Here is a 14,880-nt window from a genome sequence, read left to right as displayed (position 1 = left end):
CTCTATACATGACTATTCTCATATAGACCCCATCGGCTTCTAAATTCCAACCTGCGCCATCTTCTAACGCCATCCACTCCTCAAATGTCGGTATATAACGTACATCTATGTTGATATTATGTAGCGAGCTACATCCCATAATTCGTGCAGCGTCCCGGTAGTAGAATTGCCGCCAGCCTTTCTCTTGTAGCATTTTTAGGAGAGCAATGAATTTTTGACGTGCTTCATCATGGGGTATGAGTTCTGGCGCAGTAAGTCCAAAACTAATGTCCCAGTGATAAATTCCAGCGTTCATTCTTTCTACATCTTCCGTTCCCATGATAATTAGCACGGCACCAACTCTAAAAGTATGCATGCCGTGTTCAAACGTTACTTCACCCGCTTCTGCACCATGTGCAGTGAAATTAACGTCATAAAAATTTAATCCCGCCGGTTGCCTATCTGGTCTTACTTTCTTTTGTCCTATTCGCTGCGTAAAACTGTCGCCGGATTCGCCAAGACGAATAGATATTTTTTGTACCATGTTTACATCCTCTTTCTTCACGTTACCCAAACCGTGGTCGATTTTCCTAGCACAGCCGGAAACTGCACCGACTAGTACTAGGCCTAATAATAGTTTTTTAAAGATATGCCACATAAAATTAACAGACATTAAAGTGGCATCGTCGGGGTTACTATCTGATCATCTTGATGACCTACCCACGATGCGATTGTTTGTAATTGATGTTCCATAAAATATTTTTTTGCTTGCATTAACCCATGAAATTTTTTTGCAGCTAAGTCAATCCATATCATTCGGCTTTTAAAATCTTCAAGCATGGTATCTCGGGGCGCCACCGATTCCAATTCTGGATCATCGGTATCACACGACGACGCAAACACCAGCTTGAGCGCAGGTGATGCCCAATTCACCCATGCTGAACGTTGTTGCTGTATCCACCATTTAAAATCCTCATCGTCGTAGATCAGCGGCTGCAAAATCTTACCTTGCTCGTGCTTGGCAATACTCAGCAGATGTTCCAATTGCGCCGCAGGGCGTCCTGGCATCAACGGTTCCATACTTTCAATTTTCTTGACCTTGTTAAAACCATATTCCAGCAATTCATTCCACTTAAAATTATTGATTTTTGGTAGCGCCTCCTTCGCCCATGGCATGGCTTTGATGGAGTCCAAAATAGGGGTCACAAAATTATCTCCGCTACGTGTGGCCTTGCACATGTCGAAACTTTTAGAAGAAAGGCTATACGCCCAATGCCATGGGGCGATCTCATAAAACAACCACATATTTCCTTTACCTAATCCTTGTAAAACGGTGCCGATTGTTTTGACTCGTGGGTCTTCAATCGAACAAGCGACTGTCTTACTGGCAAATGCTGCTAATGCTGCCCAGTAGTAGCGTCCTTTTTTAGCCGGATTTCCATGTTCTTCGGTCTCTAAATAAAACCTCGCATAGGTGGCACTGATGCGTCGGGCACGGACGTTATATTGATACAGCAACATGTTAGTTTTATTGAGCACAGGCGGTTTAGCAGACAAGCGTTTAAAGGCAAATTCTTGTGCTAAGGACCATACGTGCTGACAATCGCAATCTATCTTTACGCAACTGTTGGGCGTGTTATTGGTCATTCCTTGGGTTGTATTAACTGGCATTACTATCTCCCTTGTTGTCACCTGGATTGCTCGATCCTGGCCGTGTCATCGGCTCAGGTGAGTTAAGCGCATGCCACACTGGAGCGACATACAATGGCTGCGGTGATGAGGTATAAATACTTGGTGTCGCGCCGTCTGATGTTGTCTTACTTACGTGCTCACCGATGGAAGTTTTGGCGTGATAACTTTGTCCCACAATTGGTGTGCCACAAGGCAAATGAAAGGCAAACTTCTCATCATAGTCATCGACATGAGGCAATCCTTGAATATCTATGCCCATATTTTTTCCATCTTGAAAACTATGGGTCGCCGCGTGAGCACACCATGCGCCGTTGGTGCCATGTTCAATCCCCTGATCACTCCATTTGGTATAACTGCCGCCGCCATTAATGATGACGGCCTTTGTTGCGTTGATCCGTATCGACTCGGCGTTCTGATTGATGTTGAGTTTAGCGATGAAATTGATGCTGTTTTTTAAGGCCTGAATTTCAATGTCGGCATTGGCAGCAATCAATTTCATTCCCGCCTTGTGCGCAAACAAACGGATCGCTTCGCGCGCGCTGGCGAGCAGGCTCTTGCCACTCGATAAGCTGATGTGTTCCTCGGCGGTGATGGCGTGATGCTGACCGCTGTGGTGTTGGGTGTTGCCGGGCGTGGTGGTGGCGATGCCTGCCGGACTTGCGATAACGATATGCGGCTTGGCTAATTCTGGGAATTGACCTTTGTCTGCGTGGTTGTTGTGATTAGCATTGGCGTTACCAGCGATATCGCTATTTTGTCGTTTGATTTCTTTGGCAACGTCCGATTGGTCACTTTGTTCTTGCGCTCCCGCCTGTTGTGCGGCCTCAGCTAAGGTGCTGTGTTGGCTGTGCGCTTGTTGCAGACGCTGGGCGGTTTCTTCTAAGCTCGTGATGTGGCCTTGCGCCTTGTCTCTGGCTTCGGTCGTGATGAGTAGACCGTCTTTGGCGCGAATGGCGCCGTGGCCATCGGTTCTGAGTTCAAACCCTTGACCGCGTGGTCCTTGACGACCTTGCTTGCTTTCAACACGGGTGATGAAACCCAGACTCAGTTGGCTGTGGTCATGGTCACTCTTGAGTTGTGCCTGAATTTGGTCTTGGGTATCGTCGAGAATGAGGTGGTTGCTGCGCCCTGTAGCGCTGTTGCCACCGCCTTGGTCAGTGAGTTCTCTGCTGCGTATGCCCATTAAGGCTTGTTGGCTCGGCAACTGCCATGGCGGCATATTAAATTGATTGTGGACGCTGCCGCTACAAATCGGTCTGTCAGGGTCACCGCCGATGAAATCGATGATGACTTCTTGTCCTATTCTGGGAATAGCTTGTTGCCCCAGTTGATTACCTGCCCATGGTAAGGCGACGCGAACCCAGCAACTGCTGTTGTGGTTGATTTCGCCATAGCGATCCCATGGGAACTGGACTTTGATACGCCCATATTGATCGGTATAGATATTGCTGGCGGCGGTATCACGGTCAGGGCCGGTCACCATGGCAACTTCGGGGCCGTAGCAACGGGGTTTGATTTGCGTGTGTTCTGGGCGTACGATTTCGTTGCCAGGTTGTACGGTGAAATCGGTTTGGACTTGCCATAAGCCGCGTTCTATTTGTCCGACTGATCGCGCAGTGATGAGATTGGGGAGCGCAGCAAGGTTGAGCTTTGCGGACGGGTTACGTTGGGTATCTTCGCTGACGTTTTCTATTAAAAATTGGGTATAGATAACGACATATTCTCTATTGGCCGAGCCTTGAGGATGGTCGGTCAGGGTGAAGGAGGTGCCAGGCACTACACCGCGCAGATAGGCACTCGCCTTGGCACGTTGTCCATGTTGGCGACGTTCTTCTATCCGCAGTCGGGTTAAGAATTTGCCTTGTTCGTCCGTTTTATTGGCCTGTGGGTCAGATCCGGCATTGGGTTGGCTATAACGATTGCCGCTCTGGGCATCGTGCCAACTATAGAGTTCTTGGTCGTTTTGTCCGGTTTTGCGGTGGTCACTACTTTTAGCGTCGAGGCTGGAGCGGCATCGGGTGTAGTCATAGTCACGACTGGCGACACTGCCTGAAGTGAGACTGTTCTCTGGGCTAAAAGCGTGAATGTACTCGCGGTCGATTTTATGACCAGGTGGGTAATACGGAATCGTTGCGTAGGCTTCACTCGCAGTGCGGAATGCGCCATTGAAATCAGAGAGGATTAACCGATGCACACCGTTGCTGTGCTCGAAGTGGTAGTTGATGCCCCATTCCTGCATAAGGCGCGTCACAAACGCAAAATCGGTCTCGTTGTACTGGACGCAATAGTCTCGTGATGGATACTTCTCAATCAAACGCTTGTCGACGACAAACGCATAGTCGTTGAGTACCGCTAACATCGTCTCAACGGGTGTTTGATTCTGAAAAACTTTGCAATCGCTGGTCAGTGTGGCGAGATGTAACCACGGACGTAAGGTGAATTCGTAAAGTGTATGGCGGCTATCGACGCCGATAAAGCGTGCGGCGGTGACTAAGGCGGAGATTTCTCGCTGACCTGCACCGAGGTGAGCAGCACTGCCACCGGGGAGGCCAGGGATAAAAGAGCCCTTGCCTTCAAGTTCGATGGTACAGGTGATTTCTTTACCAATGACGCTATCGAGGTCAAGGTCAGCGCCAGTACCCGAGCTAGCACCCACACCAACACCAACGCGATCCGATGTTTGCAGCGTCAATCGATAGTCGAATAACTGGTTGATGCCATCGGTACCGGACAAGCGTAAAGGTGTTAACGACTTGCTGATACCAGACAAGGCGGCACCGCTGACGCTTAAGGCGCGTGGGTGGGTGAATAATCCGTTCACGATATGAGTCCTTTGGCGAGCTTCATTGCTGATGTTGAAATGCAAGGCGCTGAAAAGAACAAAAATCGTAGCGAAAGATAAAACTTTGCGGAAGGATTCTTACTTAAGGATGCTTCTATTACATCTTGCAACTTCTGGCGTTGACGCTACTAACGTATTGTCGCGATAACATGATGTGTAAAGAAGGAAGGAAATAAAATCGACAGGAGTGGCCAATTTTTGGGACTTAAATAAGCCGCTTTACTATCAAAACACAAACAAATGCGCTTTCTGTGCTGCGCTACGGTAAAATACTTCCTATCCCTTGATGGAAATACTGAGGTTTGCGTGTGCGCTCCCGCCGAAGCCGCTCAGGTGCGCCACGCACGTCACTGTGCGAAATCAGCACTAACCCGCGCTACTCGCCCGTTCCGCGTCCGGTGGATCGCAAAAGCAAACTCTCAGTCTCGCTATTTCGCTATTCGTATTCAACCTAATATTGACCAGTACAATTTATGAGCAAAGACAACAAGCCAGCCGCAGCAGCAACCGACGCACCGGTTTCCAACTTTTTGCGCGCCATTATCGACAACGATCAGGTTGCTGGCACTTACCAACGTGATAGCATGCCGAGCGTGATTACGCGTTTCCCGCCAGAACCGAATGGTTATCTGCACATTGGTCATGCAAAATCGATTTGCCTCAATTTTGGTCTGGCACGTGATTACGCTGGCCGTTGTCATCTGCGCTTTGATGACACTAACCCAGAAAAAGAAGACCAAGAATACGTTGACTCCATCATGGACAGCGTTAAATGGCTGGGCTTTGACTGGCAGCAACCAGCATCCAACGGTGGCGGCAATCATTTGTATTTTGCCAGCGATTATTTCGACAAGTTCTACGCCATTGCTGAATACTTGATCGAAGCGGGTCACGCCTATGTCGATAGCCAATCCGCTGAAGACATGGCGGCGAATCGTGGTGACTTTTCTAAGCCAGGCGTGAACTCCCCTTTCCGCGATCGTGCGCCGGCAGAATCTTTAGATTTATTCCGTCGCATGAAAGCCGGTGAATTTAAAGATGGCGAACACATCGTGCGCGCCAAGATCGACATGGCGTCACCGAACATGAATATGCGCGATCCAGCGATCTACCGCATCCGTCATGCGCATCACCACCGCACGGGCGATGCATGGTGCATCTACCCAATGTACGACTACGCACATCCGCTGGAAGACGCGATTGAAAACATCTCGCATTCGATTTGTACCTTAGAGTTCCAGGATCACCGTCCGTTCTACGACTGGATCATCGAACACGCGGCGCAAGGTGGTTTCGTCAATCGTCCGGTTCCACGTCAATACGAATTCGCACGCCTGAATCTGACCTACGTCGTCACCAGCAAACGTAAATTGCGCAAACTGGTGGAAGACAACATCGTCAGCGGCTGGGATGACCCACGTATGCCAACCATCGTTGGTATCCGTCGTCGCGGCTACACACCAGAATCTATCCAGGCTTTCTGCGAACGCATCGGCGTGACCCGCTCTGATGGCTGGATCGACTACAGCACTTTAGAAGGCTGCCTGCGCGAAGACCTCGATCCAAAAGCCCCACGTGCGACGGCGGTATTGCGTCCATTGAAGCTCGTCATCGACAATTTCCCTGAAGGTGAAAACATTGCGTGCACAGCGCCAATACATCCACATCATCCAGAACTTGGCAACCGTGAATTCACGATCGGCAAGGAACTGTGGATAGAGCAAGAAGACTTCATGGAAGAACCCGTTAAAGGCTACTTCCGCCTGTTCCCGGGCAATAAGGTTCGCCTGCGTTATGGCTACGTCGTTGAGTGCACAGGCTGCGACAAAGATGAAAACGGTAAGGTTATTGCCGTTCATTGCAACTACTTTGCCGACAGCAAATCCGGCACCGAAGGCAGCGCCAATTACAAAGTCAAAGGCAATATCCACTGGGTCAACGCCGCTGACGCGCTTGAAGCCGAGGTGCGCCTGTACGACCGCCTGTTCACCGACGCCAACCCTGATGCCGGTGGCAAAGATTTCATGACCTTGTTGAACCCTTCATCCTTAGAAACCATCCGCGCCTTTGTCGAGCCTGGCGTCGCCAACGTCACCCCAGACACTCGCCTGCAATTCGAACGCCACGGCTACTTCGTCGCTGATCGCGTTGACAGTGTGAATGGGAAGCCGGTGTTTAACCGGATTACGACGTTGAAGGATTCGTTTGGGAAATAAATCTATACAAAAAAAGGGCAGCTTTTATCCATCAAAAGCTGCCCTTTTCATCTACCAAAATCAATCACAAGATTGACGAAAGCCCTGCTTAGTAACCGATCAAGGTAGTGATTTTAGGATCGTTGAAAGGATCCGTATTTGTCCAGCCACCAGTGGTCGGTGCTACTAACATCGCGTTCAGATCGATGATTGCTACTTTGTAAGAACCATAGGCGCCATTCAACAAAAATCCGTATGGCTTACCACTGATGTTAAATGTGCCCAAGGTATGTGGATCATGAGGTTCGAAGCGATAGCTCGAATTTGCATTCACGAAAGTAGAGAAGCCCTTCCAGTTCGCATTGCTTGGATTATCCAGTACCCCTACACCTAACCCCCTCCCCTCGCCAACAAACAGTGCTGTGTGAGAAACCGGATCAACAGTTGCCCCCGTATAACTCGCAAAATTGAGCGCTTGATTAGGAACTGCGTAAGACATAAACAGTTTTGATGCAAAGGTACCAGTTGCGCCAGTTGCGCCGGACGGAATGTTATAACCCAACAAGCCTATGGTGTTCGATCCTTCAGGCGTGATGATGGCTAACTTGTATTGCGTATCTAACGTAGCACCATCCATTTCCAAATATCCGGTGAAGCCTGTATTGGCATACAGCGCCTGCCAGGTAGCTTTATCCATGACATAGGATTTGCCCTCAATGAGGTTAAATACAACAATACCTGCCCCCATGTAATCTGGAGAAAAGATAATACCGTTGGCTGTATCGCCGCCAATATTTTCATTAATTTGCGTACCAACCGGCTGTGCAATTTTGGTCACCGGTAAATTAAGATTGGACGGATTAACACCGATCATGCCTTCGCTCGTTGCCAACCAGATCAAGTTATGGGCGCCATCAGCAATGCCGCCTGCAACATAGGCCATAGCACCGGAGAAGGAGGTCGACTTCGTAATTGGCAATGCCAACGTACCGACAACCACACCATCTGTCAGATTGACTGACGCGACAGTACTGCTTTGATAGCTATAGACCAGACCGTATACCTTACTACTTCCATTGACCGTAATCGGTGTAGGATTGATGACCATACCATCAATCGATCCAAATTTCGGACCACTCGGATTGCTGCCAGAAAGCAGTGTTTGATTAATGGCCGTTAACTTTGTTGCTACAGGCGCACTCGGTACACTCATGTCTAATTTCACCAAACCATCTGTGCGAGCCGCAAAGTATAACTGTGTGCCACTCGACTGCGTTTGATACAACGAGATGGAGCCAGAACTGCCAACTTGTAAGCCAACTGCTTGCGCTGAATTTTGTAACGCAGTGGAGATTTTTCCGGTCGCGCTTTGATATGTGGCGTGGGTGTTGCCATAGGTATTTGCCGCTCCAGACAATTGCGTCGTAAACAGACTGGACTGCAAAGTTTGACCGGAAGTGCCGATAGCAATTGACTTACCATTCTTCAAACCGTCTAACTTGCCATCAGAAATATCATCCATTAATGCTTGATAAATGGCGCTGGAGTTTAAGCCAGAGTTGGTACGCAATTGTTCCAGAGTCCCAGCCAAGGCTGACAGCAGCCATGCGTCGCCGCTCGTTGCATTAGTATTTGGTGCAATTGTTACCGCACTGGTGCTGATATCGCTGAGACCGAGCAAGGTTTGAACTGAACTCGTCGCAGAACTTAATGCCGCCGCTGGGGATGTTGCCGGAGCATTGCTCAATAAATTGCTGGCACGCGCTGTAATTGCCGAGGTCAAAGGATTGAGATGAGCCGATGAATTTCCTGTGGGTACGTTGGCAACCAAGACCTGAAATGTTGCGCCAGTTTGGGTAGTGGCATCCGCCTCACTAGAATAGCTTCCGCCGCTCGATACCAAAACTACTGGTCCGCTTGGCTGGCTCGTTAACGCAATGCTGAAATTTCCGTTGGCATCGGTGCTTGCCGTACCTAAAGCATTACCTGTTGGATTTCCATTAGCATCCGCCGCAAATAATTTAACTGTTGCACCAGAGGTCGCCGCTGCAAACACAGTGCCGGTAATCACATTGGTGGTAGAAGTAGTTGGTGTTGCAGGAGTAGTATTGCTTGTATCGTTTGACGCACTAGAACCACCTCCACCGCATGCTGCCAAAATAACGGCAGAAATGGCGACTGAAATTATGGTGGCGGCTGGCTTCCTAAATAAGGCTTTTTTCATTTCGCGATCCTAGAATTCAAAAAAATATCAGTAAATAGTTATCAAAAATTTAATAACTAACCGATAATAGTTCAAAACTCTTACGGTTCACACGAATATTACAAATATTACAAATGAATGCCTTTTTCACCACTTACTTACAACTGGTATCAAAACAAATTTGAATATGAATTAATTTCATGCTAATTAATCTAAGCATAACGAGCAAAAAAATGGGAAAGTGGTTCTACACCAAAGACACGATCAGATAGATAAATTGGCTAAACGTTGAGGTGAGATTCATCACCTCAACGTACTTATCATTATTTTGAAAGCCTCAGGAATTTAAAAAAAATAACATGCGGATCCTACCTAAACGGTTTGCCGATGAAAATTTAGGTTCTTGGTAAAAACCGTATCGACTCCGCATTAAAAATACGTTTTCCGCTGTTTTCTGCAGGAGTGAATTCGCAAGATTTGGCAATACGAAGACTTTCATTATTGAGTTCCTCGTTATCACTACCCCACTGTAATTTGGACTCAACAACTTTTCCGCTACTCGATACGTAAATACCGACGACGATACCCAGACCGGGTTCTTTGTCTTCTGCAATGCGTAGTTTTTCTGAGGGTTTACAACTTGCTTCGTCAAGCTTAGCCGGGCTGACGTAGCCGGTTCCAAATTCCCACTTATATCGAATTAAGCGTTCGCTTGGAATCCAGTTACCAGGAGGGATCACCTGACAGCCAGCGATGGCTTTCATGGCGGTCATATCGAGCATTTTCCAGCCGCTACTTTGAAGTAGTTCAAAGGCGTCGATTTTGCCGTTTTTATCGATCATCAGCTTCAGAGTGGTGTCTCCGTGTAAGCCAAAGGGGATTGCAGGCTTTGGATACGGCGGCACATTGCAGGCTTGAGTAATATCGAAGGTGACATCGTTCTTTTTTGGTTGATCTGCGGTATTGATTATGTTCGCAGAAGAATCTGAAGTTATTGATGCTGCCGGTGCTGCCGATATTGAATTTGAAGCCAGAAGTGTTGGCACTATTTGCTGTGCCAAAACAGGTGCGATCGGCATCACGATGCCACTGAGGCACAAGAAGCCATTGGAAAGAATACATTTGAAACGGCGATTCATCACAACAAAAGTCTTTGGCTTAGTCGACATATTTCCCTCTTGATTGGTCTTATTTTCCCCAAAGAAAGATAATATCTTAATAAAGACAAATTAACATCTTTTTAGACATTCTTTCAGGCTACTAATCAGGTTACTAAGCAATCCACATATCCTCCCTGAGAAGCATTTTCTTGCCGCAGGGCTTGGATGAATTGAGATTGTTTTGCAAAAACAAGCTTAATTACGGTAACCTTGCCGGCGATGTCTTTTTTCATGCATTTTTGAGCTTTTTTTAAGCTTTTTGTCGAAATGTCGGTGCTATCCTGCGCCACCTAAATGAATTTATGTAATAGAGGGTTAGCACGCGCTCCTTCAAATCTGAAAGTCTGTATGGTAAAAAATACCTTATCGTTATTAAGTATTGCGTTAATACCCGCCTTAGCACCTGCCGTTGCGATGGCGGAGAGCGAACCAACTCCACCGCTCAACTATGCACAACAATCTGTAGCGTCAATGGTGAAGTTCAGCCTTGAATCTGTAAAAATGTCCAGCAATGAACGCATGGGTTTGTTGGGTGGAAATTATTTGCTGGAAGTTCAGCAAGATTTGTTTCTTGGGCCAGCAGTGTATAGCTCTGTAACAGGCAAGCGCGGTGGTTTATACGTCGGTGGTATTGAGGCGAGCTTGCGCAAAACTGTGTCTCCTTCTTTATCGATTGAACCGGGTATGTACATCGGTGGTGGCGGTGGCGGTAGTGCTGGTGTTGGTGGTGGTTTGATGCTGCGCCCTCATCTTGATCTGATGTTGCGCAACAAAGGTTCATCTTTTGGTTTATCGATTTCACAAGTACGCTTTCCTAGCGGTCACATAACAAGTAATCAAATCGGACTGGTTGCCAGTCTGGATGAAACCTTTATCTACACCCAGCCAGAACTCGCCGGGCAATCGATGCTGAGTTCTGAACGTGGCGGCCTTGGCTTTGATCGTATTATGATCAATGGCGGCAGCTATCAACCACGTTCTGGTACTACAAAGCTCGATGGCAGCACTGCAGGCAAGATTGGCTATGCGGGTTTCCGCGCTGATCATTTTTTACATGAACATGTGTTTTGGGGTCTGGAGGGTGGCGCTTTTGCACATGGATCTTCAGATGGTTATGCCGAAGTATTAGGCGCGGTGGGCATCGAATATCCGCTCATTTCAAATAAGTTCAAAGTCGGCGCGATTGCCGCATTGGGGACTGGTGGCGGCGGCAGAATTAACGTCGGTGGTGGTGCATTGGTCAAAGGTAGCGTGTACGCACAGTGGCAAATCACTGATCAGGTATTTATTGGCCTGGAAGGTGGCATGGCTAATTCGCCGAATGGTAACTTCAGATCACGTTACGAACTAGTACAAATAGGGATGAAGCTCGATAGTGCCAATAAGTCATCCCATAGCGATGATCTACGTCAAATTAACGGTGCTGAATGGGCGCTGGATGGTGCTGACTATTTGAAAGCCGCACGCAAATCAGGGGCTAAGGAAAGTTTGCAAACCATCGGCTTTGTAATGAACCGCGACATTACCAGCTCGACTTATCTGACGGCGCAGGCACATAGTGCCCTGCGTGGAAACGCCGGTGGCTTTTCTATCGGCCTGGTTGGTGCGGGTATCCGCTCACCGGAAATTGGTCACGGTATCTCATTTGGTTTAGAAGGCTTGATCGGTGCAGCAGGTGGTGGCGGTGTTGACTCTCAAGGCGGTGCTGTGGTTCAAGCCATCCCGTATGCAAATTTTGCGTTAAACAAACATATAGGATTACGCTTAGGTGTTGGTCGCATTCACTCTTTGAAAGGCGAGTTTAATTCGAACGTGGCCAATGCAGCGCTGGTGGTTAAGTTTGGATTACCAAGTCGATAAATAAACTTAGAATAATAGACACAGAATATCGCAAGTGGGTTCGGCATATTAGTAGTAGCTCCCTACTTGCGATCAGTGCTCAGCTTGGGTGCTATCCCCCTCCTCCTCGCTACCACCACTCAGCTCTAATCACTGGAAAGTCATCATGAAGCACCGCTATTCCATCGTTTCAATCGCCATTATTTTAATTTGCGTGGCGATCGCAGTTATTTCAAAACTTGGAAATTCAATTGACGCACTTACCCCATTGTTTATCGCCAGCCCTGGTAGCCAAGGTTTGAATGATGTCATGGGTGGGCAAGTATGGCGTCTGGTGACGCCGATGTTTATTCATTTCGGCATCATGCATCTGGTGTTTAATTTAATGTGGGTATGGGATTTGGGGCGGTTGATTGAGGACAAAAAAGGAGCCGGCTTTTATCTGGCGTTTGTTCTGATGGTCGGCGCGCTGTCGAATCTGGTGCAGTATTTTTTTACAGGCTCGCCTTATTTTGGTGGCATGTCTGGCGCGCTATACGGCATGTTTGGCTATATCTGGATACAGGGGAGGCATAATCCACGATTTGCCGATGATTTGCGTAAAGATACGATAGTGATGATGCTGGCATGGTTTGTTTTATGTTGGACAGGTTTGCTGGGACCCATTGCAAACTGGGCGCATACAACCGGACTCGTTGTCGGTGTGGTTTGGGCGTATCTCAGCAATACCGTCAACACCAATGCTCATATCGGCGAAAAGCAAGGGATACTCGCAGGTAATCAACTTCCACAAAAGCACAGCCTGCAATATTTGTCCACAGCCGACATACTGAAAATTGAAGCGCAAAGGCAGTGGGTACGTGAACACTATTTGCCAGAAGCGCGCCAGAAATACGATAGCGTCGAAGGTAAGCTCGCCATTATCGATGCGATTGTGATGCAACAACATGGTATCAAATTTTCTGCCGAAGAAATACAGTCGCTGGAAATCACATTTGGTGATGCACTGGTGCACGCAACTGGCATGGAATGGGCAACACTCGAAGACCGTTCATGCAGAACCCCAGTATTGATGACGCCAGAAACGCCACCGCGACTCTGGCCTATGAATACGGTATCGCAATGGCTCGCGCGCGGTCAAACCACCGGCATACAAGCGGCTTTTGAGGAAGCAGTGCGCCTGATAAAATCTGGCTCAACGGCTTAACACACTAACAATATGATTAAACATCTCTAGTAATATCAAGGCTTATCACTGATTTTGGTCTGGTAAGCCTTGATTTATATGGGGTTTTGATTTTTAACCATTAAGAATTTCACACATTCTCAGCCCAAGAAATTTTCATCGCGTAGTCACTCTGCGTCAGAGAATGACGTTCGTTCAGCGGGCTATGATAAACTTGAGGACCTCAGTCTCGGATATATCTATTCATATCTAGCCGGACTTTACCAGATCAAGATTCAGAAAAATGACTACTGCAACAGAAATCAATCAGCTTTTCCCACGCCCTTTGTGGCAATGGTTTGAACAAATTTGCGCGATCCCTCACCCTTCCAAGCATGAAGCAGCGCTCAGTGAATTCATTCAGCAATGGGCGAAAAGCCGCAATTTGCCCGTGGTCGTCGATCACGTCGGTAACCTGATTATCCGTAAGCCTGCCAGTGCAGGCATGGAAGATCGCAAAACCGTGGTCATTCAAGCGCATTTGGATATGGTTCCGCAAAAAAATGCAGACAAAGTGCATGATTTTGTAACTGATCCTATCCAACCATGGATCGATGGCGAATGGGTTAAAGCAACTGGTACCACGCTCGGCTCCGACAATGGCATCGGCATGGCATCTGCATTGGCGATTCTGGGTTCAAATGACATCAAACACGGTCCGCTGGAAGTGTTGTTGACAGTCGATGAAGAAGCCGGCATGACCGGTGCTTTTGGCTTGCAAGCAGGCATGTTGGACGCAGAGATTTTGATCAATACCGATTCTGAACAAGAAGGCGAAATCTACATGGGTTGCGCCGGTGGCGTCGATGCCGAGATCACCGTGCCTATGCAATGGCAAGCCGCTGATCAACAACATCAGGCATTTACACTCAGCATTGCGGGTTTAAAAGGCGGTCACTCTGGTGTTAATATTCATCTTGGTCGTGGCAATGCCAATAAATTGATCGCCCGCTTTTTAGCTGGACATGCGGTAGAGCTGAACATGGCGTTGAGTGAATTTAAAGGCGGTTCTTTACGCAATGCGATTCCGCGTGAAGCCCAATGCAGCTTTACAGTTCCCGCTGATAAAGTAGACTTACTGAATCAACGTATCGGGCAATATCTGTCCATCTTACAAGCAGAGTTAGCGACTGCAGAACCAGCGCTGAAACTGAGTCTGAACAGCACAGCATTGCCAGCAAACACGATGCAAATCGCAGCACAAAAAAAACTCATCAATTTGCTCAACGCCTGCCCTAACGGCGTGATACGCATGAGTGATGAAATTGCTGGAGTAACTGAAAGCTCATTAAATCTGGGCGTGGTAACAACAGAAGCTGAGCACGTCTCCGTGTTGTGTTTAATTCGTTCATTGATCGATAGTGGTCGTGAAAATATTGAAAGCACGCTGCAATCCTTAAGTGATCTTTCAGGCGCGGGGATTACTTTTTCTGGTTGCTACCCAGGCTGGAAACCAGACACCAGTTCACCGGTAATGGCGATCGTCAAAGAAACTTACGAAAGCATTTACCATAAAGAACCTGAAATCATGGTCATACATGCAGGTCTGGAATGCGGTCTATTTAAAAAGCATTATCCAACTCTGGATATGGTGTCCATTGGTCCGACGATACGCTTCCCACATGGCCCCGATGAAATGGTCAACATCACCACCGTTGGCCAATACTGGACTTTGTTGTTAGCGGTTCTGGAACGCATTCCGGCTAAGGTAGCCTGACACTCAATCCTGACTAATTGAGGGCAAC

9 protein-coding genes and 1 pseudogene are annotated in these 14,880 nt (G+C 47.8%); 4 read left to right on the top strand and 6 right to left on the bottom strand.

Annotated elements, in window-relative coordinates; translation table 11 throughout:
• The 3 genes and pseudogenes from H8K32_RS13080 to H8K32_RS13070 form a co-directional block, all read right to left on the bottom strand.
• Window positions 1–652 (bottom strand): annotated as a pseudogene (locus tag H8K32_RS13080) (hypothetical protein); the annotation flags it as partial.
• Window positions 652–1,650, bottom strand: a complete 999-nt coding sequence (locus tag H8K32_RS13075) for a DUF2515 family protein (RefSeq protein ID WP_246447345.1) — start codon at window positions 1,648–1,650, stop codon at window positions 652–654. The gene H8K32_RS13075 and the pseudogene H8K32_RS13080, both read right to left, overlap by 1 nt.
• Window positions 1,640–4,492, bottom strand: a complete 2,853-nt coding sequence (locus H8K32_RS13070; RefSeq protein WP_222613102.1) for a type VI secretion system Vgr family protein — start codon at window positions 4,490–4,492, stop codon at window positions 1,640–1,642. Before H8K32_RS13070 ends, H8K32_RS13075 begins: the two co-directional genes overlap by 11 nt.
• A 494-nt stretch (window positions 4,493–4,986) precedes the next feature.
• On the opposite strand from H8K32_RS13070, the gene H8K32_RS13065 reads away from it, so the two are divergent.
• Entirely contained in the window at window positions 4,987–6,729 is a 1,743-nt protein-coding gene (locus H8K32_RS13065) for a glutamine--tRNA ligase/YqeY domain fusion protein (RefSeq protein WP_186912972.1), read from the top strand.
• Between the two features lie 88 nt (window positions 6,730–6,817).
• Here the strand turns inward: H8K32_RS13065 and H8K32_RS13060 are convergent, their stop codons facing one another.
• The 3 genes from H8K32_RS13060 to H8K32_RS20595 form a co-directional block, all read right to left on the bottom strand.
• Entirely contained in the window at window positions 6,818–8,932 is a 2,115-nt protein-coding gene (locus tag H8K32_RS13060; RefSeq protein WP_186912971.1) for a hypothetical protein, read from the bottom strand.
• 374 nt (window positions 8,933–9,306) lie between these two features.
• Window positions 9,307–10,080, bottom strand: a complete 774-nt coding sequence (locus tag H8K32_RS13055; protein ID WP_186912970.1) for a TonB family protein — start codon at window positions 10,078–10,080, stop codon at window positions 9,307–9,309.
• Window positions 10,081–10,175: 95 nt separating this feature from the next.
• Window positions 10,176–10,304, bottom strand: coding sequence for a hypothetical protein (locus H8K32_RS20595; protein ID WP_281388546.1), 129 nt, complete (start codon window positions 10,302–10,304; stop codon window positions 10,176–10,178).
• Between the two features lie 115 nt (window positions 10,305–10,419).
• On the opposite strand from H8K32_RS20595, the gene H8K32_RS13050 reads away from it, so the two are divergent.
• The 3 genes from H8K32_RS13050 (at window position 10,420) to H8K32_RS13040 (ending at window position 14,852) form a co-directional block, all read left to right on the top strand.
• On the top strand, window positions 10,420–11,931 hold the full coding sequence (locus tag H8K32_RS13050) for a hypothetical protein (RefSeq protein WP_186912969.1): 1,512 nt from the start codon (window positions 10,420–10,422) through the stop codon (window positions 11,929–11,931).
• A gap of 145 nt (window positions 11,932–12,076) precedes the next feature.
• The gene (locus tag H8K32_RS13045; protein WP_186912968.1) at window positions 12,077–13,117 is read left to right on the top strand and encodes a rhomboid family intramembrane serine protease; all 1,041 of its coding nucleotides are present in this window, start codon (window positions 12,077–12,079) and stop codon (window positions 13,115–13,117) included.
• Window positions 13,118–13,379: 262 nt separating this feature from the next.
• Complete coding sequence (locus tag H8K32_RS13040) at window positions 13,380–14,852, top strand: aminoacyl-histidine dipeptidase (protein ID WP_186912967.1); 1,473 nt, start codon at window positions 13,380–13,382, stop codon at window positions 14,850–14,852.
• Window positions 14,853–14,880: the final 28 nt, after the last annotated feature.

Source organism: Cognatundibacterium jejuense (assembly GCF_014284255.1).
In the GTDB taxonomy this organism is placed as follows: Bacteria; Pseudomonadota; Gammaproteobacteria; order Burkholderiales; family Burkholderiaceae_D; genus Undibacterium; species Undibacterium jejuense.
This window is presented reverse-complemented; position numbering and strand designations above follow the sequence as displayed.

What these genes read in the sequence shown, in the direction of transcription:
- H8K32_RS13040 (WP_186912967.1), top strand. Translation starts at nt 13,380, where the DNA reads ATGACTACTGCAACAGAAATCAATCAGCTTTTCCCACGCCCTTTGTGG.
- H8K32_RS13060 (WP_186912971.1), bottom strand. Translation starts at nt 8,932, where the DNA reads ATGAAAAAAGCCTTATTTAGGAAGCCAGCCGCCACCATAATTTCAGTC.
- H8K32_RS20595 (WP_281388546.1), bottom strand. Translation starts at nt 10,304, where the DNA reads ATGAAAAAAGACATCGCCGGCAAGGTTACCGTAATTAAGCTTGTTTTT.
- H8K32_RS13055 (WP_186912970.1), bottom strand. Translation starts at nt 10,080, where the DNA reads ATGTCGACTAAGCCAAAGACTTTTGTTGTGATGAATCGCCGTTTCAAA.
- H8K32_RS13050 (WP_186912969.1), top strand. Translation starts at nt 10,420, where the DNA reads ATGGTAAAAAATACCTTATCGTTATTAAGTATTGCGTTAATACCCGCC.
- H8K32_RS13075 (WP_246447345.1), bottom strand. Translation starts at nt 1,650, where the DNA reads ATGCCAGTTAATACAACCCAAGGAATGACCAATAACACGCCCAACAGT.
- H8K32_RS13065 (WP_186912972.1), top strand. Translation starts at nt 4,987, where the DNA reads ATGAGCAAAGACAACAAGCCAGCCGCAGCAGCAACCGACGCACCGGTT.
- H8K32_RS13045 (WP_186912968.1), top strand. Translation starts at nt 12,077, where the DNA reads ATGAAGCACCGCTATTCCATCGTTTCAATCGCCATTATTTTAATTTGC.